This window comes from Pseudomonas sp. FP1154, from assembly GCF_030687245.1.
Classification (GTDB): Bacteria; Pseudomonadota; Gammaproteobacteria; order Pseudomonadales; family Pseudomonadaceae; genus Aquipseudomonas; species Aquipseudomonas rhizophila.
Window position 1 is genome coordinate 1,301,723 of the sequence record NZ_CP117465.1, and the last position, 20,536, is coordinate 1,322,258.

General features: G+C 60.4%; 17 protein-coding genes and 2 tRNA genes. 5 read left to right on the plus strand and 14 right to left on the minus strand.

Annotation, left to right across the window (positions count from 1 at the left end; genetic code table 11):
* Window positions 1-145: 145 nt before the first annotated feature.
* Entirely contained in the window at window positions 146-799 is a 654-nt protein-coding gene (gene erdR / locus PSH91_RS05910) for a response regulator transcription factor ErdR (RefSeq protein ID WP_047230029.1), read from the plus strand.
* A gap of 69 nt (window positions 800-868) precedes the next feature.
* Entirely contained in the window at window positions 869-1,231 is a 363-nt protein-coding gene (locus PSH91_RS05915; RefSeq protein ID WP_047230030.1) for a diacylglycerol kinase, read from the plus strand.
* A gap of 11 nt (window positions 1,232-1,242) precedes the next feature.
* Here the strand turns inward: PSH91_RS05915 and PSH91_RS05920 are convergent, their stop codons facing one another.
* Window positions 1,243-2,169 (minus strand): LysR family transcriptional regulator, encoded by a 927-nt coding sequence (locus tag PSH91_RS05920; protein ID WP_047230031.1) that lies wholly within the window; start codon window positions 2,167-2,169, stop codon window positions 1,243-1,245.
* Window positions 2,170-2,290: 121 nt separating this feature from the next.
* Here PSH91_RS05920 and fpr point away from each other — a divergent pair, with 121 nt between their 5' ends.
* Window positions 2,291-3,070, plus strand: coding sequence for a ferredoxin-NADP reductase (fpr, locus tag PSH91_RS05925; protein WP_003184787.1), 780 nt, complete (start codon window positions 2,291-2,293; stop codon window positions 3,068-3,070).
* 207 nt (window positions 3,071-3,277) lie between these two features.
* On the opposite strand, the gene tsaA is transcribed toward fpr, so the two are convergent.
* From tsaA to rimO, 5 genes are all read right to left on the minus strand, one after another.
* Window positions 3,278-3,976: a tRNA (N6-threonylcarbamoyladenosine(37)-N6)-methyltransferase TrmO gene (gene tsaA, locus PSH91_RS05930; protein ID WP_047230032.1), complete on the minus strand. Its 699-nt coding sequence runs from the start codon at window positions 3,974-3,976 to the stop codon at window positions 3,278-3,280.
* A 14-nt stretch (window positions 3,977-3,990) separates the two neighbouring features.
* Window positions 3,991-4,452 carry a DUF1456 family protein gene (locus PSH91_RS05935; protein WP_047230033.1) on the minus strand — a complete coding sequence of 154 codons (462 nt, stop codon included), beginning with the start codon at window positions 4,450-4,452 and terminating at the stop codon, window positions 3,991-3,993.
* A gap of 62 nt (window positions 4,453-4,514) precedes the next feature.
* Window positions 4,515-5,225: an rRNA pseudouridine synthase gene (locus PSH91_RS05940; protein ID WP_047230034.1), complete on the minus strand. Its 711-nt coding sequence runs from the start codon at window positions 5,223-5,225 to the stop codon at window positions 4,515-4,517.
* A 73-nt stretch (window positions 5,226-5,298) separates the two neighbouring features.
* Window positions 5,299-5,772 (minus strand): GNAT family N-acetyltransferase, encoded by a 474-nt coding sequence (locus PSH91_RS05945; protein ID WP_047230035.1) that lies wholly within the window; start codon window positions 5,770-5,772, stop codon window positions 5,299-5,301.
* Window positions 5,773-5,929: 157 nt separating this feature from the next.
* Window positions 5,930-7,270: a 30S ribosomal protein S12 methylthiotransferase RimO gene (gene rimO, locus PSH91_RS05950; RefSeq protein WP_047230036.1), complete on the minus strand. Its 1,341-nt coding sequence runs from the start codon at window positions 7,268-7,270 to the stop codon at window positions 5,930-5,932.
* A gap of 334 nt (window positions 7,271-7,604) precedes the next feature.
* Here rimO and PSH91_RS05955 point away from each other — a divergent pair, with 334 nt between their 5' ends.
* Window positions 7,605-9,446 (plus strand): potassium transporter Kup, encoded by a 1,842-nt coding sequence (locus PSH91_RS05955; protein ID WP_370695188.1) that lies wholly within the window; start codon window positions 7,605-7,607, stop codon window positions 9,444-9,446.
* 224 nt (window positions 9,447-9,670) lie between these two features.
* On the opposite strand, the gene PSH91_RS05960 is transcribed toward PSH91_RS05955, so the two are convergent.
* From PSH91_RS05960 to PSH91_RS05975, 4 genes are all read right to left on the minus strand, one after another.
* The gene (locus PSH91_RS05960) at window positions 9,671-10,954 is read right to left on the minus strand and encodes a virulence factor family protein (RefSeq protein WP_076386111.1); all 1,284 of its coding nucleotides are present in this window, start codon (window positions 10,952-10,954) and stop codon (window positions 9,671-9,673) included.
* Entirely contained in the window at window positions 10,954-13,596 is a 2,643-nt protein-coding gene (gene mprF, locus PSH91_RS05965; RefSeq protein WP_076386109.1) for a bifunctional lysylphosphatidylglycerol flippase/synthetase MprF, read from the minus strand. The genes PSH91_RS05960 and mprF overlap by 1 nt, the downstream gene beginning before the upstream one ends.
* Window positions 13,597-13,748: 152 nt before the next feature.
* Window positions 13,749-13,825: transfer RNA gene (locus tag PSH91_RS05970), tRNA-Met, on the minus strand.
* A 254-nt stretch (window positions 13,826-14,079) separates the two neighbouring features.
* Window positions 14,080-14,156: transfer RNA gene (locus PSH91_RS05975), tRNA-Met, on the minus strand.
* A gap of 282 nt (window positions 14,157-14,438) precedes the next feature.
* Between PSH91_RS05975 and dinB the strand changes: the two genes are divergently transcribed.
* Window positions 14,439-15,500: a DNA polymerase IV gene (dinB, locus tag PSH91_RS05980; protein WP_076386106.1), complete on the plus strand. Its 1,062-nt coding sequence runs from the start codon at window positions 14,439-14,441 to the stop codon at window positions 15,498-15,500.
* Between the two features lie 177 nt (window positions 15,501-15,677).
* Here dinB and PSH91_RS05985 read toward each other — a convergent pair whose 3' ends face one another.
* The 4 genes from PSH91_RS05985 to PSH91_RS06000 form a co-directional block, all read right to left on the minus strand.
* Window positions 15,678-16,631 (minus strand): hypothetical protein, encoded by a 954-nt coding sequence (locus PSH91_RS05985; protein ID WP_076386104.1) that lies wholly within the window; start codon window positions 16,629-16,631, stop codon window positions 15,678-15,680.
* A gap of 17 nt (window positions 16,632-16,648) precedes the next feature.
* A complete protein-coding gene (locus PSH91_RS05990) occupies window positions 16,649-18,364 on the minus strand; it encodes a proline--tRNA ligase (RefSeq protein WP_047228431.1) in 1,716 nt (571 codons plus the stop codon).
* Between the two features lie 130 nt (window positions 18,365-18,494).
* Complete coding sequence (locus PSH91_RS05995) at window positions 18,495-20,060, minus strand: AmpG family muropeptide MFS transporter (protein WP_047228430.1); 1,566 nt, start codon at window positions 20,058-20,060, stop codon at window positions 18,495-18,497.
* A gap of 44 nt (window positions 20,061-20,104) precedes the next feature.
* Window positions 20,105-20,485: an MGMT family protein gene (locus tag PSH91_RS06000; RefSeq protein ID WP_171061418.1), complete on the minus strand. Its 381-nt coding sequence runs from the start codon at window positions 20,483-20,485 to the stop codon at window positions 20,105-20,107.
* Window positions 20,486-20,536: the final 51 nt, after the last annotated feature.

Genomic DNA, 20,536 nt, shown 5'->3' on the forward strand with positions numbered 1-20,536 from the left:
GGTACGGCCAAGGTTTGAAACGCCGTGTTTTTACGTGTTGGCGTTGAACGTACCCCTTTGATGCCGCGGCATGTCGGTATCTTGAGTTGCTTGGGCAAGGCGTGAGTGCATCAGGCCTGCCATTAAAAACAGGATCATTTGAAAAATGGCCACATACGAAATCCTGATAGCCGATGACCATCCGCTCTTTCGCAGCGCGTTACATCAGGCGGTGACCATGGGGCTGGGCCCCGATGTCCGACTCACGGAAGTGGCCAGTATTGCGGAACTCGAGGCCCGGCTGACTGAAAAGGCCGATTGGGATCTTGTGCTGCTGGATCTGAACATGCCGGGCGCTTATGGTTTTTCCGGGCTGGTCTTGCTGCGCGGCCAATACCCGCAAATTCCTGTGGTGATGGTATCGGCCCAGGAAGAAGCTTCGGTGATGGTCAAGGCCCGGGAGTTCGGCGCCAGTGGTTTCATTCCTAAATCCAGTTCCCTTGAGATGATCCAGGTAGCCGTCAAGGCGGTCCTGGATGGCGATGTGTCCTGGCCTCCCCAGGCATTCGAAGCTGTGAGCGTGTCCGACGAAGCCAAGGCCGCCAGCGAAGGGCTGGCCAGCCTCACTCCGCAGCAGTTCCGCGTGTTGACCATGGTGTGTGAAGGTCTGCTGAACAAGCAGATTGCCTATGAGTTGAACGTGTCCGAAGCCACCATCAAGGCCCATGTCACTGCAATCTTTCGTAAACTGAATGTGCGCACCCGGACCCAGGCAGCCTTGCTGCTGCAGCAACTTGAGTCCATTTCACCGCAATCGTAGCGTTTTGTTCACGCTTTTTTGACCGGGTTTGAATTAGCTTCTCCACCCCTTTTGATCAGTTGCCCACTTATGTCGCCTTTTAAAGGCCAAACCGGCCTGAAACGCATCCTCAACGCCTCCGGCTATTCTCTGGACGGCCTGCGCGCGGCCTTCGTCGGTGAAGCCGCGTTTCGTCAGTTGGTCTTGCTCGACGTCATCCTGATTCCGTTGTCGTTCTTCCTGAATGTCAGCCGTGTCGAGCAGGCGCTACTGATTGCGGTCTGCCTGCTGGCATTGATCGTGGAGTTGCTCAACTCGGCGGTGGAGGCGGCCATCGACCGCATTTCCCTGGAGCTGCACCCGTTGTCGAAAAATGCCAAGGACATGGGCAGTGCCGCTCAGTTCGTTGCTTTGAGCATGATTGCCTTGGTGTGGGGCCTGATTTTGCTCTAGTGCCCCGGCGCTCAGGCAATGGGGGGCAGGACGATTTCGTCGCTGCGCTGCACGCCAGCGGTGAATGCCCGGCACAGCTCGAGGAATTCGCGCATGGCCGACGTCTGGTATTTTTGTTTGTGCCAGATGAAATAAAACTGCCGGGCCAGGTCCATGTCCGGGGTTTCCACGGCTACGAGACTGCCGCGCCGGAAGGCGTCACGCAGGGCCAAGCGTGAAATGCAGCCAATCCCCAGGCCCGATTCCACGGCTCGCTTGATGGCTTCGGTGTGTTCCAGTTCCAGACGCACGTTCAGCGCACTGCGATGGTGACGCATGGCCTGGTCGAAGGTCAGGCGGGTGCCGGAACCTTGCTCCCGCAGAATCCACGCCTCATGGGTCAGTTCCTCCATGGTCGCCTGGCCGCGTTTGGCCAGCGGATGTTGAGGGGCGCAAAACACCACCAGTTCATCCTCGACCCAGCTCTGGACCTCGATGTCCGGATGGCTGCAGTCGCCTTCGATTAGACCCAGATCAATTTCATAGTGAGCAACCTGGTGCACGATATTGGCAGTGTTTTGCACATGCAGCTTCACCTGGCTTTCCGGATGACGCTGCATGAAACTGCCGATCAGCAAGGTCGCCAGGTAATTGCCGATGGTCAGGGTGGCGCCCACCGCCAGTGAGCCGAAACCGGACTTGCCGTTGAGCAGGTCTTCGATCTCCTTGGATTGGTCCAGCAGCGCCACCGCCTGGGGCAGCAGTTGTTTGCCCAAGGCATTGAGACTCAGGCGTTTGCCGGCGCGGTCGAACAATTGGCAGCTGGACTGGCGCTCCAGTTCGGTGATGGAGGTGCTGGCCGCCGACTGCGAAAGATTGAGCAGGCCCGCGGCACGGGACACGCTCTCTTGCTGGGCGACGGCGACGAAGACTTGAAGTTGACGTAGAGTAAATCGCATATCGATATAACCGATAACCCTTATCTTAATAATTCATTTAACAGATATTGTCGCCGCCATTAGAATGCGATGCAATTGCGCAAATTAACGACGCAGGCATCATTCCCAGGAGTCCCCGTACATGAGCAACATGAACCACGAGCGTGTCCTCAGTGTTCATCACTGGAACGACACTCTGTTCAGCTTCAAGTGCACCCGTGATCCGGGCCTGCGCTTCGAGAACGGTCAGTTCGTGATGATCGGCCTGCAGCAGCCCAACGGCCGCCCGCTTATGCGCGCTTACTCGATCGCCAGTCCGAACTGGGAAGAGCATCTCGAATTTTTCAGCATCAAGGTGCCTGACGGCCCGTTGACTTCCCAGTTGCAGCATCTGAAGGAAGGCGACGAGATCATCATCAGCAAGAAGCCCACCGGCACCCTGGTGCTGGACGATCTCAAGCCTGGCAAGCATTTGTACTTGCTGAGCACTGGCACCGGGTTGGCGCCATTCATGAGCGTGATCCAGGATCCGGAAACCTACGAGCGTTTCGAAAAAGTGATCCTGTGCCACGGCGTACGTTACGTCAATGAAGTTGCCTACCGCGAGTTCATTACCGAACACCTGCCGCAGAACGAATTCTTTGGCGAAGCGCTGCGTGACAAACTGATCTACTACCCGACCGTTACTCGCGAACCGTTCGAGAACGAAGGCCGCCTGACCGACTTGATGCGCAGCGGCAAGCTGTTTCGCGACATCGGCCTGCCGCCGATCAACCCGCAGGACGACCGCGCCATGCTGTGCGGTAGCCCGAGCATGCTCGACGAGACCAGCGAAGTGCTCAACAGTTTCGGCCTGACTGTTTCGCCGCGCATGCGTGAGCCGGGTGATTACCTGATCGAGCGGGCGTTTGTAGAGAAGTAACCCTCGGTTTATGCGGTGGTTGATCGATCGCCATCGCGAGCAGGCTCGCTCCCACAATGGAATATGTGGGAACACAAATCTTGTGGCCACTGAAGTTCAAAGGTGGGAGCGAGCCTGCTCGCGATAGCCGCAACCCGGTCTGCAGTTACCCATGAAAAAGCCCGCGCTACCTGAAGAAGGCAGCGCGGGCTTTTTCGTTTCTGGCGGTTACGATTTCGCCGGAATCACTTCCAGCACCTTGATCACCCCGGGCTGCGGATAGTGCCAACGCACATCCAGATCCCAGAACTGCGCACCATATTCCCGTTCGGGCGTAGGAATCTGGTACGCCGGACGTGGGTCTTGGGCCAGGCACTGTTCGATCAGCTCCACCAGGGGTTCTTCCAGGCGCTTGGCGTGGTCGCGGGCCTGATGCAGGGCAGAGCTGGCCCATCGCACCGCAATCAGCTCAGGCGCTGCGCTGGCGATGTTGTTGTGCGCCGAGCCGATGATGTCTGCGTAGGGCACGTAGGGTTTGATATCCAGCACTGGGGTGCCGTCCAGCAAGTCGATGCCCGAGATCCACAGGCGCCCGGCTTCGACCCGCTCCAGTTTCACCACCGACTGGCCGATGCCGTTGGGGCGATGGGTGGCACGAGTGGCGAACACCCCCATGGACTTATTGCCGCCCAGACGCGGCGGGCGCACTTTCAGCCGTGGCTTGTCTTCCAGGGCCTGGTGGAACAGGAACAGCAGCCAGACATGGCTGACCTGCTCCAGGCCCTGCACCGCATCGCCCTGATCGAATGGCGCCACCAACTCCAGCACACCGCGCGCGGCCGGGGCCAGTTGCGGTTGACGGGGAATGGCGAACTTCTCCTTGAAGCAGGAGCGGACGTAGCCGATGGGGGAGACGTTGTAGGTCATGGTTCGGCGGGAAATCAGCCGCGAACGCGCAGCGTCAGACCCTTGAGGAAGTTGCGCAGTAACTGGTCACCGCACGGGCGGTAGTTGGTGTGACCGAACTTGCGGAACAATGCGCTCAGTTCCGGCTTGGATACCGGGAACTCCGCGGCCTTGAGGATGGCGTGCATATCGTCTTCCTTCAGTTCGAAGGCCACCCGCAGCTTCTTGAGGATGATGTTGTTGGTGACCGGCACTTCGATTGGCTGCGGTGGACGGCTTTCGTCCTTGCCGCGCTTGAAGATCACCAGGCCGTCGAGAAAATGCGCCATGACTTCGTCAGGGCAGAACACGAAGCCTTCTTCCTCGTCTTTCTTGAGGTAACCCACCAGATCCGCCATGGGCACTTCCAGGCCACCCAGCTTGATGATCTCGATGACTTTTTTGTCGCTGATGTCGAGCATGTAGCGCACGCTGCGAAGTACGTCGTTGTGAACCATGTGTGCAATCCTGATCAATCGGCAGTGGGCGCCGCAGCTCGGTGCGGCGCCGGAAAAAGAAACTAGAACTTCTCTTTGGTGGACAGGTAACGCCACTGGCCCAGGGGCACCTTACCGATGGACACGCCGCCAATGCGGATGCGTCGAATGGCCACCACCTTGAGGCCGACCGCCTGGCAAAACAGCGCGATCACCCCCGGTTGCGGGTTCTTCATGGCAAAGCGCAAGCGGTTCTCGTTCTGCCAACTGGCCTTGACCGCCGGCAACTCCTTGCCTTTGTAGGTCAGGCCATGGTTCAGGCGATTGAGGCCATGGGCGACCATTTCGCCTTCGACTTCCACCACGTACTCCTGCTCGATCTTGGCGGCGTCGGCGGTGAGCTTGCGCAGAATCTTCCAGTCCTGGGTGAACACCAGCAACCCACTGGCGTTGGCCTGCAGGTCGGCACTGGCGGTCAGGCGCAGAAAATGGCCCTTGAGGGGGCGCTTGCCGAAGCGGTGTTCTTCGCTCAGGGTCTGTGGTCCAAGGGACGCCATCGCCGTGTCTGCATCCATGCCCGCCGGGGCGTTCAACAGGAGGGTGACCGGCTCTGGCGCGGTGGCCTTGGCCTCGGGGTCGAGTTCGACTTTCTGGGTAGTGACCTTGAACTGCGGTTCGTCGATCACTTCGCCGTCCACGGTGACCCAGCCGCCCTCGATGAACAGCTCAGCCTCCCGACGGGAACAGCCGACGAGTTCGATGAGGCGTTTGGAGAGACGAATCGGGTCAGTCATGACAGGGCCGTAACAAAAAGAGGGTGGGCATTGTACCTGCCTGGCGCCGGTTAATCGCGGGTCCATTTGCCTTTTAGCCGCGTTGGACCTTCAGGTCGGGCTGTTTGTAGCGCATGTGCAGCAACGGGTACGGCTGGTTCATGCCGTCCTTTGCCGAACGGCCAACCACTTCGAAGCCTTGCTTGAGGTAAAAACCCAAGGCTTGCGGGTTCTGTTCGTTGACATCCAGCTGATCGGCGTTCATGTGCTCCATGGCATAACGCAACAGCTGTTTGCCCAGGCCCTGGCCACGGTGTTGCGGGTCGATGAAAAGCATCTCGATCTTGCCGGCTGCGACGCCGGCGAAACCGGTAATGCGCTGGCGAGTGTCCCGGGTGCAGATGAGCATGACCGCGTCCAGGTAACGGGTGAGCACCAGATTCTTCAACAGTTCGATGTAGCTGTCCGGCAGAAAATCGTGGGTGGCGCGTACCGAGGCCTCCCAGACCCGGGTCAGTTCCTGATAGTCGCTGGATTTCGGTGTGTGGATGACCGAATGCTGACGCATGCCCGCCTGCTCCTTGTGCTGGATATCTCCATACGATAGCTGCAAAAAAGCCTCGCATCTTGTGAGGATAGCGAGGCTCTTCAATTTTTCGGCCTGTGAAGGAACCTGTGGGAGCTCGGCTCCCACAGGTATCACATTGAGTCTGTGAAGCAGCAGCTCAACCGATCTGTTCAGCCCACAGATCGTATTCGTCAGCGTCGGTCACCTTGCACCAGACCTTGTCGCCCGGCTTGAGATTGCTGCCGTTGTCGATGAATACGTTGCCATCGATTTCCGGGGCGTCGAAGAAGCAGCGGCCCACGGCGCCTTGTTCATCCACTTCATCCACCAGTACTTCGATTTCACGGCCGATGCGCATTTGCAGGCGCGCCGAGCTGATGGCCTGCTGGTGCGCCATGAAACGCTCCCAACGATCCTGCTTGACCTCGTCCGGCACCACATCCAGGTCCAGGTCGTTGGCCGGTGCGCCTTCGACGGGCGAATACTGGAAGCAACCGACGCGGTCGAGCTGGGCTTCGGTCAGCCAATCCAGCAGGTACTGGAAGTCTTCCTCGGTTTCGCCAGGGAAGCCGACGATGAAGGTCGAGCGGATGATCAGGTCCGGGCAGATCTGGCGCCAGTTCTTGATGCGGGCCAGGGTCTTGTCTTCGAAAGCCGGGCGCTTCATGGCCTTGAGGACTTTCGGGCTGGCGTGCTGGAACGGGATGTCCAGGTACGGCAGGATCTTGCCGGCGGCCATCAGCGGGATCAGTTCGTCGACATGCGGATACGGGTAGACGTAATGCAGGCGGACCCACACGCCGAGGGTGCTGAGGGCTTCGCACAGTTCGGTCATGCGGGTTTTCACCGGCGCGCCGTTCCAGAAGCCAGTGCGGTATTTCACGTCGACGCCATAAGCGCTGGTGTCCTGGGAGATCACCAGCAGCTCCTTGACGCCGGCCTTGACCAGGCGCTGGGCCTCGTCGAGCACATCACCCACCGGGCGGCTTACCAGTTTGCCGCGCATCGAGGGGATGATACAGAAGCTGCAACTGTGGTTGCAGCCTTCGGAAATCTTCAGGTAAGCGTAGTGGCGCGGTGTCAGCTTGATGCCTTGCGGCGGCACCAGGTCGATCAGCGGGTTGTGGTCCTGGCGGGGCGGCACTACGTCGTGCACGGCATTGACGACCTGCTCGTACTGCTGCGGACCGGTCACGGCCAGCACGCTGGGGTGCACGTCGCGGATATTGCCTTCTTCCACACCCATGCAGCCGGTCACGATGACCTTGCCGTTTTCCTTGATGGCTTCGCCGATCACTTCCAGGGACTCGGCCTTGGCCGAATCGATGAAGCCGCAGGTGTTGACCACTACCACGTCGGCGTCCTGGTACGTGGATACGACGTCATAACCTTCCATGCGCAGCTGGGTCAGGATGCGCTCGGAGTCGACCAGAGCCTTCGGGCAACCCAGGGATACGAAGCCAACCTTGGGGTTGGCCGGCGCGGTAGTGGTGGACATGTCTAACCTCGGTGTAGGGGAGATCGTCTCTTGTGGAGACAGGACGCTTGACGCGCCTCTGATCAAAAAGTGCGCAATTCTAGCGGTGCTGGAAGCGCTTGACCAGCTTTATACGGGGAAAAACGACGAGTGCTGCGCTATGCTTCGCGCCGTCCAGCGCAACTGAATCTCTACAGTCAATCATTTGTCTGTAACAGGAAGTAAGGTGGCCTGGACGCAAGGTCAATCAGGGTGCTTCTTTCCAGCAGCGCGGATCAGGTAGTGGGAGTGTTGGATGGAGCAGGCAGAGAGTCAGGTGTCGGGTACCGGGCATGCAGCGGCCAGGCCCGTGGGAATGTTGGTGGCCGCCGCGGGGGTGGTCTATGGCGACATCGGCACCAGTCCCTTGTACACCATCAAGGAAGTGTTTTCCGGTCAATATGGTGTGCAGGTCAACCATGACGGAGTGTTCGGGATTCTGGCGCTGATCTTCTGGTCGTTGGTCTGGGTCGTCTCGATCAAATACGTGCTGTTTATCCTGCGCGCTGACAACCAGGGCGAAGGCGGCATCATGTCGTTGACCGCGCTGGCCCGGCGGGCGTCCACCCCTTATCCCCGGTTGCGTTCGGTGCTGGTGATTCTCGGGCTGATCGGCGCCTCGTTGTTTTACGGTGACAGCATGATCACCCCGGCCATTTCCGTATTGTCGGCCGTGGAGGGTCTGGAAGTGGCCTTTGATGGGCTGGATCACTGGGTTGTGCCGATGGCGCTGGTGATTCTGGTGGCGCTTTTCCTGATTCAGAAACACGGGACCGATCGGATCGGTAAATTGTTCGGGCCGGTCATGGTGCTGTGGTTCGTGGTCCTTGGCGGCCTGGGCATTCATGGCATTGTCCAGCATCCGCAGGTGCTCGAGGCGTTGAACCCGGCCTGGGGCGTGCGCTTTTTCATGGTGCATCCGGGGGTTGGCGTTGCGATCCTGGGGGCCGTGGTACTGGCCTTGACCGGCGCCGAAGCCTTGTATGCGGACATGGGGCATTTCGGCCGCAAACCGATTGCCCGGGCCTGGTTCGTCTTGGTGTTGCCAGGACTGGTGCTCAACTATTTCGGTCAGGGCGCCTTGCTGTTGGAGAACCCGGAGGCCGCTCGTAACCCGTTTTATCTGTTGGCCCCAGGCTGGGCGCTGGTGCCGCTGGTGGTGCTCTCGACCTTCGCCACGGTGATCGCATCCCAAGCGGTGATTTCCGGCGCGTTTTCCCTCACACGCCAAGCCATCCAGCTCGGCTATATCCCGCGCATGTACATCCAGCACACCTCCAGCGCCGAACAAGGGCAGATCTACATCGGCGCGGTGAACTGGGCGTTGATGGTTGGCGTGATCCTGCTGGTGCTTGGCTTCGAGTCGTCCGGCGCGTTGGCCTCTGCCTATGGCGTGGCAGTGACCGGCACCATGCTGATCACCAGCATCCTGGTGTCGGCGGTGGCGTTGCTGCTGTGGAAATGGCCACCTCTGCTGACGGTGCCGTTGCTGGTCGGTTTTCTATTGGTGGACGGCCTGTTCTTTGCCGCCAATGTCCCGAAAATCCTGCAGGGTGGCGCATTTCCGGTGTTGGCGGGGATCGTGTTGTTCATTCTGATGACCACGTGGAAGCGCGGGAAGGAACTGTTGGTAGATCGGTTGGATGAAGGCGCTCTGCCGTTGCCGGTATTTATCAGCAGCATCCGTGTCGAACCTCCCCATCGGGTCAAGGGCACGGCGGTTTTCCTCACTGCTCGCCCGGATGCCGTGCCTCACGCGCTGCTCCATAACCTGTTGCACAACCAGGTGCTGCACGAGCAAGTGGTGCTGTTGACGGTGGTGTACGAAGACATCCCCCGGGTGCCGCCGCAACGGCGCTTCGAGGTGGATTCCTACGGCGAAGGTTTCTTCCGGGTGATCCTGCACTTTGGTTTCACTGACGAACCGGACGTGCCACAGGCTCTCAGGCTGTGTCATCTGGATGAGCTGGACTTCAGCCCGATGCGCACCACCTATTTCCTCAGCCGCGAGACGGTCATCGCTTCCAAGCTTGAAAGCATGGCCCGTTGGCGCGAAGTGCTATTCGCCTTCATGCTGAAAAACGCCAACGGCAATTTGCGCTTTTTCAATTTGCCGCTGAACCGGGTGATTGAACTGGGGACCCAGGTGGAAATGTAGCCCAAACAAAAAAGCCCCCGTTGTCTTGTGGCAGCGGGGGCTTTTTGATGGGCGTGGGGTTGAGTGGACAACAATTTGTGGCGAGGGGATTTATCCCCGTTGGGTTGCGAAGCAACCCTCTGGATTTTCCTGGGTTCATGACCTGTGCGAGTGCTTCGCACTCGAGCGGGGATAAATCCCTCGCCACATTAGGTTCGCAGGGTTCACAAAAAACCAGCCTCAGCTCACTGTTCGGCGTTCTTGTTCTGGCGCTTGTTGATTTCGTCCACCAGGCGCTTGGCCAGCGCCGGATAGTTCTCGTCGAAATGATGGCCACCAGGTAGCTGGATGGCTTCGCCCACCGCGGTCTTGTCGGTACAGCCACTTTCAGCCGCTTCTTCTACGCCGTAGATGCACACGACTTTGTCGGCGGGCAGCTTGGCCATTTCCGGGCCCGTGGCGGCTTCGGTGCCGGCATTGCCGAGCCAGCCTTCGACTTCGATCTCGAAGCTGCCGGTGCGCGCGAAGGCCAGCAGGATGATTGCGTCGACCCCTTGCTGTTCGCTGGCCGGAAGGCGATTGTAGATTGCGGGCAGTACGTCGGCGCCGAAGGAATATCCGGTCAGGATGAAGCGCTTGGTGCCCCAGACCTGACGGTAGTGCTGCATCAGTTCGGTGAGGTCCTGGGCGCTTTGTTCCGGACTCTTGTGCTGCCAGTAGTAGCGCAGGGTGTCGATGCCGACGACCGGGTAACCGATCTTGGCCATTTCTTCGGCCACGTCCCGATCCAGGTCCCGCCAGCCGCCGTCTCCGGAGAGAAACAGGGTCACGGTGTCCCGGGCCTGGCTGGCCGGCACTTCCACTACGGGAATGCCCAGGCCGCCCTGGTCGGTGCCTACCAGGATCTTGTGCAGTTCGTTGTTCAGCACCTGTGGCAGGTTGATGTCGTAGTTGCTGATGCTGGTTTCAGCGTTCGGTTGATCCCGGACGAAACCGGCGCTGGTGTCGTCGGGGTTGTCATTCCAGGCCACCAGCCAGTGGCCGTGGGCCGCGCTTTTAGGCAGCAGGTGGGTGCAGCCGGGTTTTTCCAGGGCCAGGTCCACCGAAACGGCCTGGGCCTTGTCGTTCTTCTGCTCCGCCAGCCAGCGCCAGGCCAGCACGGCTCCGGGGCCGATACCGCTGACCAGCGTTGCCGGCCCCTGGAGCTGCTTCAGGCCGGCCTGCAGGGCACGGCCTTGCAGCATGCAGTCCTTGGGCAGGATCACCTGGACGATTTGCGCCGAGCCGCTGCGGCTGAGGGTCAGCAATTGCGTGTCGCTGAGTTTCTGCTCTTCGTTGACCGCCACCAGCACTTGGGCGCGGGGCGGGGTGCCGGGAATGATCCGGGTCATGGGGGCACCGTCGACCGGCGTCAGCTGTTCAAGGGTCGGTTGCGGGGCAGGGCGGTTCCAGTACCAGTAACCGCCACCGAGAATCACCGCCACCACCAGCAGGGTGGCCACTACGTATCGCCAGGAGCGTTGCATCATCAGCGTTTCACCAATCCAGTCAGGCCGCCTGCAATCAGGGCGGCGGTATCGGCCAGAGCTACCAGCGGATCGAGTCCGGCGGGCACGGCCATGTAACGAGGTTCCCAGTCAGGCTGGAATTTATCTTTGAAACGGCGCAGGCCCTGGAAGTTGTAGAGCTGTTCGCCACGGCGGAACACCATCGAACCCAGACGCTGGGTCAGCGGTGCGCCGCGTCGCGGTTGCAGGCCCGACAGGGGGACCATTCCGAGGCTGAAGCGGGCATAGTCATGGGCTTTGTAATGCTGAATCAGCCCGACCATCATGAATTCCATGGTCAGTTTCGGGGCGTCGGGATGGGCGCGCATCAGATCGAGGCTGGCCAATTCATGGCTGTGCGTCTCCAGCAGATTGGCGAACGCCACCGGGCGGCCTTCGAAACGAATCACTGCGATGCGGAAATGCTTGAGGTAGTCATCGCTGAAGCGGCCAAGTGAAAAGCCTTTTTCCCGCACGTTCTTGCCGGTCAGCCAGGCGTCGGAAATGACCTTCAGCTCATCCATCGGCGCCTGGCCCGGTTCGTGGATCTCCAGCGACAGGCCGTCCCGGGTACCGCGGTTCCAGGTGTAGCGCAAGTCCTTCATCTCTTTGCCCTTGGCTTCGAGATCGAAATGCTTGAGGTCGACCCGTGCTTCTTCACCCAGCTTGATCGCGGTCAGGCCGATGTCCATGTAATACGGCAGGTTCTCGGCGCGAACCTGATAGAACACCGGGCGCGCATGATGGATATCGCAAAGGTCGCGGAACTGCCAGATCATTTCTGCGCGTTGCTGGGTAGGGCCGATCGGGTCGTACAATGCCACCAGACTGCGGCCACGGCGGGCATACATCAGAAATGCTTCGTCGTTGGGATGAAACAGCAATGCCTTGTCACCGGTCAGGGCCAGGCCGCCGTCGGGTTGTGAAGAGGCCATGAGAATCTTTTTGGCTCGCTCCAGTTCTTCTGCCGCCGGCAGCTGGATCACCGGGCGGGCGGTACGCAGCAGCCAGGTAAGGGACACCACCACCAGCAGCACCGCCGCGCCCAGCAGTGAGCGCAGACCACGAGGTGCGTCGGCATCGAGGGTGAATTGCCACCACAGTTCATGGCTGTAGGGCACGTCCTGGTATGCAAACAGCAGCAGCCAGATTGACGCGCCGAGCACGCATAGGCTGGCAATCAGAAACAGCGGCGAAAATGGCAACTCGGTCAGGCGACTCGGACGATAAAACGAACGCCGGAACACCGCCAACAAACTGGCCGTCAGCGTCAGCAGCGTGGCCTCTTCCCAATCGAAGCCCTTGAGCAGTGAGAGCAGGGCGCCCACCAACAGTAAAACGGTGGTCAGCATCCAGGCAGCAGACAAGCGACGGCGCAGACCCTGGGCGAGCAACAGGCACAACACGCCCACAAGGCTGGCGCCCAGGTGCGAGGCGTCCACCAGCCGATGAGGGATCAGGAAACCAATGTGCTCCAGGCGAGTATCGATTTCCGGGGTCACGCCGGAAAACAGCAGCACCACGCCCGATAGGAACACCAGCACCGCGAGGATCGGCGCCGCCAGGCCCGACGCTACCCGCAGGGACTGGCGGGCCTGGAACAGCCGTTGCGCCTCATTGATCAGCAACAACACACAGGCCACCAGCATCGGCAGCAGGACATAGATCAAGCGATACAAAAGCAGGGCGGCGGCCAAAGGCGCGGCCCCCAGTTTGTCGGCGAAGGCCGCCAGCAGGATCGCTTCGAACACCCCGACCCCGCCCGGTACATGACTGAGTACGCCGGCTGCCAGCGCCAACAGGTACACCAGCAGGAATGCGCCGAACGGTGGTGTTTCGGGCAACAACAAGTACAGCACCGTGGCGGCCGCCGCGACATCCAGCGTGGTGATGATCAGTTGCAGGAGCGTCAAGCGTCGGCCCGGCAGGCGCAGGGTGCGGCGCCCGGCCTTGATCAGCAGGCTGTCCCGATAGGGCTGTTCTGGCAGGCGCCGACGGTAGATGCCGATAGCCAGCGCACAGGTGAGCAGCAGCACCGCCACGCAGATCGCTCCCAGCCAGGTGGCCGGCAAGTGCAGGGCGGCGGAAGCGGCGGGCAGATCACTGAGGGTTGCCAGGGCTGCCAGCGGCGGCAGTGCACAGCCCAGGGATAGGCTGGCGAACAGGGTCATGTGGGCGACATCTGTCGCGCCCAGGCCATGGCGGGCATACAGCCGGTAGCGAACCGAGCCCCCCGACAATAACGAGAGCCCGATGGCGTTGCCGATGGCAAAAGCGCTGAATCCGCCCAGGATCAGCGTTTTCGCGGGCAATTTCACACCGGCATAACGGCTGGCGGACCATTCATAGCCCAGCAAGATGACGAATCCGACGACCGTCGCGGCGACTGCGCCGAGCAGGGCTGAGCGCGGCACCTGCATGATCGAGTCGTGCAGAGCGTACAGATCGAGCTCGCTCAGCAGGTGGCGACAGGCAATCAATGCAAGGGCGAACAGCAACAGCGTGACAGCGAGGCCGATAGGCTGACGGTACTGACTGATACGCTCCAGCCAGCGCAAGCGCCCGGCCTTGATCGGTTGTACCGCAGTAACAGTGTCTTGTGGGGCAGACGAGTGAGCGCGCATCAATCACCTCTTGAACTATGCGCGACAGGATGGGGGCAACCCGCTCAGTTACCAATCCCTGCCGAAAAAAATAATTACAAAATATTTGTCATGAAAGCTTTTTTCGACAGGCACAAAAAAGGCCACTCTTTCGAGTAGCCTTTTTTGATGTTTGGTTGCGGGAGCCGGATTTGAACCGACGACCTTCGGGTTATGAGCCCGACGAGCTACCAGACTGCTCCATCCCGCGTCTGTGTGGCGGCATTCTACAGGCGAACGCCTGAGTGTCAACCGTTAAAAGGTGGTGAGGTCAAATAAACGGCCAATTCGTCGCCAACCGAGCTAAACACAAGAAATCAAAAGGAAATTGTCCTACAAGCAGGCAGTCTGCATTGCGTCGCCGTGGGGTTGGGCGAGGTTCGCAGGTCTTCTCTTCACGGCGCCTTGCTCAAAAACAAACGGCCACAAAAAAGGCCACTCTTTCGAGTAGCCTTTCTTGATGTTTGGTTGCGGGAGCCGGATTTGAACCGACGACCTTCGGGTTATGAGCCCGACGAGCTACCAGACTGCTCCATCCCGCGTCTGTGTGGCGGCATTCTACAGAGGATCGGCTGGCTGTCAACCCTGGCGCCAGGAAAATCTGTTCAGCTTCAATTGCTTAGCCTAAGTCCTGGGCATTGTGACAGCGCTGTGACGCAAGCCTGGCAAGGGCTGGCGCTCTATTGGACGCTTCGCTGCGATTGAAGAAATAAATTCACGTAGGCTTTTTCCAGCCGCAGTGAAGGATCTTTTCAACTACTGGTGCTATATACAGTTGTCGGTGCGATACTGGCGTCCCGACTTGTCGCACATCCGCTTCTCTTATGACGCAACGCAAAATCATCCACGTCGACTGTGACTGCTTCTACGCCGCTATCGAGATGCGCGATGACCCGCGGCTGGCTGGCAAACCCCTGGCGGTCGGTGGTTCGGCGGACCGGCGCGGAGTCATCGCGACCTGTAACTACGAGGCCCGGGCCTACGGTGTGCGTTCGGCCATGTCATCCGGACACGCCTTGAAGCTCTGCCCCGACTTGACCATCGTCAAGCCGCGGATGGACGCCTATCGGGAGGCGTCGAAGGAAATTCATACGATCTTCAGCGATTACACTGACTTGATCGAGCCGCTGTCCCTGGATGAGGCCTACCTGGATGTCTCCGCAAGTGCCCATTTCGGTGGGAGTGCCACCCGCATCGCCCAGGACATTCGGCGGCGGGTTTCCAATCAACTGCACATCACGGTGTCCGCCGGCGTCGCTCCCAACAAGTTTCTGGCCAAGATCGCCAGCGATTGGAAAAAGCCCAACGGCTTGTTCGTCATTACCCCGGATCAGGTCGAAGACTTCGTTTCGGCCCTGCCGGTGAGCAAGCTGCATGGGGTGGGTAAAGTGACCGCCGACAAACTGAACAGGCTTGGCATTGTCGATTGCCTGCAGTTGCGTCAATGGGACAAGCTGGCGCTGGTGCGCGAATTCGGCAGTTTCGGTGAGCGCCTCTGGAGCCTGGCTCGTGGGATTGATGAGCGTCTGGTGCACAATGACAGCCGTAGACAGTCCATCAGTGTGGAAAACACCTACGACGTCGATCTGCCTGATCTGACAAGCTGCCTCGATAAACTGCCGGAGCTGATGCAGTCCCTGAGTGGGCGCATCGCCCGGATCGACAGTAGTTATCGACCGGGCAAGCCGTTCGTCAAAGTGAAATTCCATGACTTCACCCAGACCACCCTGGAGCAGGCCGGGGCAGGGCGCGATCTGGGCAGTTACCAGTTGCTATTGACCCAGGCATTCAACCGCGGCGGCAAGCCGGTGCGTTTGTTGGGGATAGGGGTACGGCTGGAGGATCTGCGAGGCGGGTTTGAGCAGTTGGAATTGTTTGAGCGGTGAGGCTGCCACTTACATGAAGGCTTTGCCGGCTCTTGTGGCGAGGGAGCTTGCTCCCGCTGGGCTGCGCAGCAGCCCCAGAAACAGTTGATTCAACTTATCTGGCACACCGAGGTGGCAGGCTTGAGGGCCGCTGCGCGCCCCAGCGGGAGCAAGCTCCCTCGCCACAAGGTTTTGCTGCTAGTTCGCTCCTGGATCCGCCACCAGGCGCCCGCCATCCTTGGTCAGGGCTTTGAGGAATTCGGTCTGTAACTCCGGATCATTGCGGGTCAGTTCGATCAGGCTCTGTTCCAGCTCGCTGGCCTCTTCTTCAAGCCCCAGCTCCGACAGCCGCTTGACCCGATGAACCCACTGGCTCACCTCGTCATCTTCCAGATCGTCGTAGATCAACCCATGGGCTTCCACCAGCTTGCCGCGCAACGTGCTGCTGATGCTCAGGGACGAGTCGGTGTGTACCTCGTCCAGGGCGTCCGTCACGCTGATCTGCAACTTGCCGAAGTGGCTCAGATCATGCTCGGCGAACGGGCTTTCCAGCAGATTCAAACGCAACACGCCATTGCGGTCGGTGCTCAGTTCGAAGGTTTGCCGGGCAGCCTTGACCTGTACCGGGCGTTCGCTCCAGGGCAGGCTCGTGTGTTCGACGCGTTTGTCGCGTTGCACTTCGTCGATTCCGGCCAGGTTCTGCTGGGCGCGGCCATGGGACGGCACGTTCATGAATGGATTGAGCCCGGCGAAGCCGTAGCTGATCCAGTCTCGAGTCGCGCTCTCTGGGAGGTTGCCAAGGGCGAACACATTGACCACATTGGCGCCGACACCCGCCACCACTGCCACCGCGCCCAGCGGAATTTCGTAAACTTCGCGCCAGGGCTGATACGGCGTATAGCGATCATAATGGCGGGTGACTTCGAATTCGGTGACTTCGAAGGTCTTCTGCTCATTGATCCGCACCCGACGTTGCGGCAGTTCGAGTACTTTGGGCTCGCCCACTTCGATATGCAGGCTATGGTCGAGCAGTTTGCGCTCGACCCGCTCTTCGTGCTCGCTGCGTTGCGACATTTGGTTGGCACAGCCGCTGACCAGCAGGGCGCCGCACAGCGCGGCGCCCCAGAGGCCTAAGGTGTTTCGCTTGAACATGACGTCTCTATCTGGTGTCAGCGGCGGATACGGGCCTGGAGGAACGACAGCACGTCAGCGACCGGCAGCGCTTGCGGCTCGGCCTCGGTGCGACTTTTGTATTCCAGGTTGCCTTCGGCCAGGCTGCGGTCACTGACGACGATCCGATGCGGGATGCCGATCAGTTCCATGTCTGCGAACTTGATGCCGGGGCTGGTTTTTTTGTCGCGGTCGTCCAGCAGCACTTCGAAGCCGGCCGCCGTCAGTTCGGCGTAGAGCTTGTCGGTGGCTTCGCGAACCAGTTCGGTCTCGTAGCGCAGCGGCACCAGGGCAATCTGGAATGGCGCCAGGGCGTCGCTCCAGATGATCCCTTTCTCGTCGTTGTTCTGCTCGATGGCCGCGGCGACCACGCGGGATACGCCGATGCCGTAGCAACCCATTTCCAGGGTCACCGGCTTCCCATTCTCGCCCAGCACTTCGCACTTCATGGCCTTGCTGTACTTGTTGCCCAGCTGGAAGATGTGCCCGACTTCAATGCCGCGCTTGATTTCCAGGACGCCTTTGCCGTCCGGGCTCGGATCGCCGGCCACAACGTTGCGCAGGTCGGCCACGGCCGGAACCGGCAGGTCGCGCTCCCAGTTCACGCCGAAGTAGTGCTTGTCATCGATGTTGGCGCCGATGGCGAAATCGCTCATCAGCTCCACCGAGCGGTCGATGATGATCGGCAGCGGCAGGTTCAACGGGCCGAGGGAGCCGGCACCGGCGCCGATGGCGTCGCGCAGTTCGGCGTCGGTGGCCATGACCAGGGGGCTGGCAACGCCAGGCTGGTTGCCGGCCTTGATTTCGTTCAGCTCGTGATCGCCGCGGATGATCAGGGCGATCAGCTTGCCTTCTTCTTCGGCGCGCACGATCAGGGTCTTGATGGTGCGTTCGATCGGCAGGTTGTAGCCTTCCACCAGTTGAGCGATGGTCTTGGCGTTTGGCGTGTCCACCAGGCGCAGTTCTTCGGTCGGTGCAGGGCGGGAGGTTTCCCGTGGCACGGCCTCGGCTTTCTCGATGTTGGCGGCGTAGTCGGAGCCGTTGCTGAAGACGATGTCGTCTTCGCCGGACTCGGCCAGTACGTGGAACTCGTGGGAGCCGGCGCCACCGATGGAACCGTTGTCGGCTTCAACCGGACGGAATTTCAGGCCCAGGCGGGTGAATACGTTGCAATACGCCTGGTGCATGCGGTCGTAGGTGACTTGCAGCGAGGCCAGGTCGGTGTGGAACGAGTAGGCGTCCTTCATGATGAATTCGCGGCCGCGCATCAGGCCGAAGCGTGGACGGATTTCATCACGGAATTTGGTCTGGATCTGATACAGGTTGATAGGCAGCTGCTTGTAGCTGCTCAACTCGTTGCGCATCAGGTCGGTGATCACTTCTTCGTGAGTCGGGCCTGCGCAGAAGTCACGACCGTGACGGTCTTTGATGCGCAGCAGCTCAGGGCCGTACTCTTCCCAGCGCCCCGATTCCTGCCACAGCTCGGCCGGCTGGGTGCCCGGCATCAACACTTCCAGAGAGCCGGCGGCGTTCATTTCTTCGCGAACGATGGCTTCTACCTTGCGCATCACACGCAGACCCATCGGCAGCCAGGTGTACAGGCCCGAGGCGAGTTTGCGGATCATGCCGGCGCGCAGCATCAGCTGGTGGCTGATCACGACGGCGTCGGAAGGCGTTTCTTTCTGTGTGGCGAGCAAAAATTGACTGGTGCGCATGGTTGGCCGTTGTCGGTTGCTGATGACGAGAAGTGACGGAGCATTGTACGGGCGAGATGCCCTGGCGTACAGGCGCGTGGCCGGTCGCCAGGCATGAGCGCCGGTTTCGCCGGCGCTTGCTGGAAGTTTCCTACGATTCTTGCGCAGGTCGCGTGGGTGTCGGTTCCGGCTCCGAAGCCGAGCCTGAACCCTGGCGGCGGTTTTCCTGATACCAGTGCAAGGCAATCAGTAACAGGGTCGGAACCCCCAGCAAGGCGGTGATCAGGAAGAAGTCGTGATAGCCGAATTTCTCCACCATCACCCCTGAGTAACCGCCGATCAAGCGCGGCAGCAACAGCATGATCGAGCTGAGCAGGGCGTATTGGGTGGCCGAGAACTTCAGGTTGGTCAGGCTCGACAAGTAGGCGACGAACGCCGAAGTGGCCAGGCCGGAGCTGAAGTTGTCCAGGGAGATGGTGACAACCAGCATCTGCAGGTTGGCGCCCATGTCGGCGAGCATCAAAAACAGGATATTGGTGCCGGCGGAGGCAACGCCGCCGATAAACAGGATCGGCAGGATACCGAAACGCACGATCAACAAGCCGCCCATGCCGGCGCCGACGAGCGTCATGATCAGCCCGAAAATCTTGCTGACGCTGGCGATCTGGTCCTTGGTGAAGCCTTGGTCGATGTAGAACACGTTGGCCATGACGCCCATGACCGTGTCGGACATCCGGTAGGTGGCAATCAGCCCAAGCAGCAACAGGGCCTGCCAGCGGTAACGCAGGATGAAATCGTTGACCGGTGTCAACACCGGCGCCAGCCCGCGGCGCCCCATGGCCGAAAGGCACAGGGCTGTCAGGGTGATATAGAGAATGGCCCGCAGGAAGGCACGGTCTTCGAGCAGCAGGTCCAGCAGGCTGACGCCTTCGAACAGGACGCTGGCAAAGTCGGTGTTATAGAGCTGGGTGAACATCGCCGGTACCGACACCAGCAGCACGATGAGTACGAACACCGAGGCCAACTGGTGGACGAAGCTATAGCGACCGGCCTGCAACTGGGTGCGTAGCGGCACCGGCGGTTCGCGCATGAATAGCGAGGTGAGCAACGCAGGGACCATCAGCACGCCGAACAACAGATAGGTGCCTGCCCAGGCCGAGTGCTTATAACTGAAACCGGTGGAGCCGAACCCTTCGGCGAAGAACAGTGCGCCCGCGGTGGCCAGCAATGCCGCGATTCGGTACCCGGACATGTAGCTGGCGGCGAGGGCCGCCTGGCGGGTGTCGTCGGCGATCTCCAGGCGATAGGCATCGACGGCAATGTCCTGGGTGGCCGACGCGAAAGCCACGATCACGGCGATGGCGATCAACCATGACAGGTGCTTTTGCGGGTCGCAGAAGCCCATGCCGATCAGGCCGAGGATCACCAGGGCCTGGGAGAGCACCAACCATGAACGCCGACGGCCGAGTTTGCCCAGCAGCGGCAGGCGCCATTGGTCGAGCAGGGGCGACCAGACCCATTTAAAGGCATAGGCCAGGCCGATGAGGCTCGCGTAGCCAATAGTCTCGCGGGCCACGCCAGCTTCGCGCAACCAGACCGAAAGCGTGGAAAACACCAGCATGTAGGGCAGGCCGGCGGCGAAGCCAAGCAGCAACAGCACGAGCGTCGAGGGACTGGCATAGGCGGCGAGGGCGGCGCGCCAGGTTTTACGGGGCATGGGCTGGAGTCTGCCTCAAAAATTGCGAAAACAAAGCGCGCACTCTAACCGCTGTGCTCTACCGGGCGCCAGCCATGGCGCTGAATATCAACACGATTATTCAGGACACTCACCCCTTCCGTGCGCAGGCGCGCGCGTTGTTCATCCCCTGAGGCGCTGCCGGCCGGCAGGCTGATCCGACCGCCGGCAGCCAATACTCGATGCCATGGCAGCTTTGTGTCGTTCGGCAACTGACTGAGGGTACGCCCTACCCAGCGCGCCGCTCGGCCCAGACCGGCCATCTCGGCTAGCTGACCATAGGTCACGACCTTGCCGGCCGGCACTTGTGCCAGGGTCAGGTACAGGGTGGTGCGGCGGATCTGGGCGGCGTTCTCTGGGGCCGCGGGAGCATCAGTCACGTTCAGGTGTCCTGGGCAAGGGCGTATTGCCGTTTGTAGATTAAATCCCGCAAGGTTGGTTGAGAAATGAACTCATTA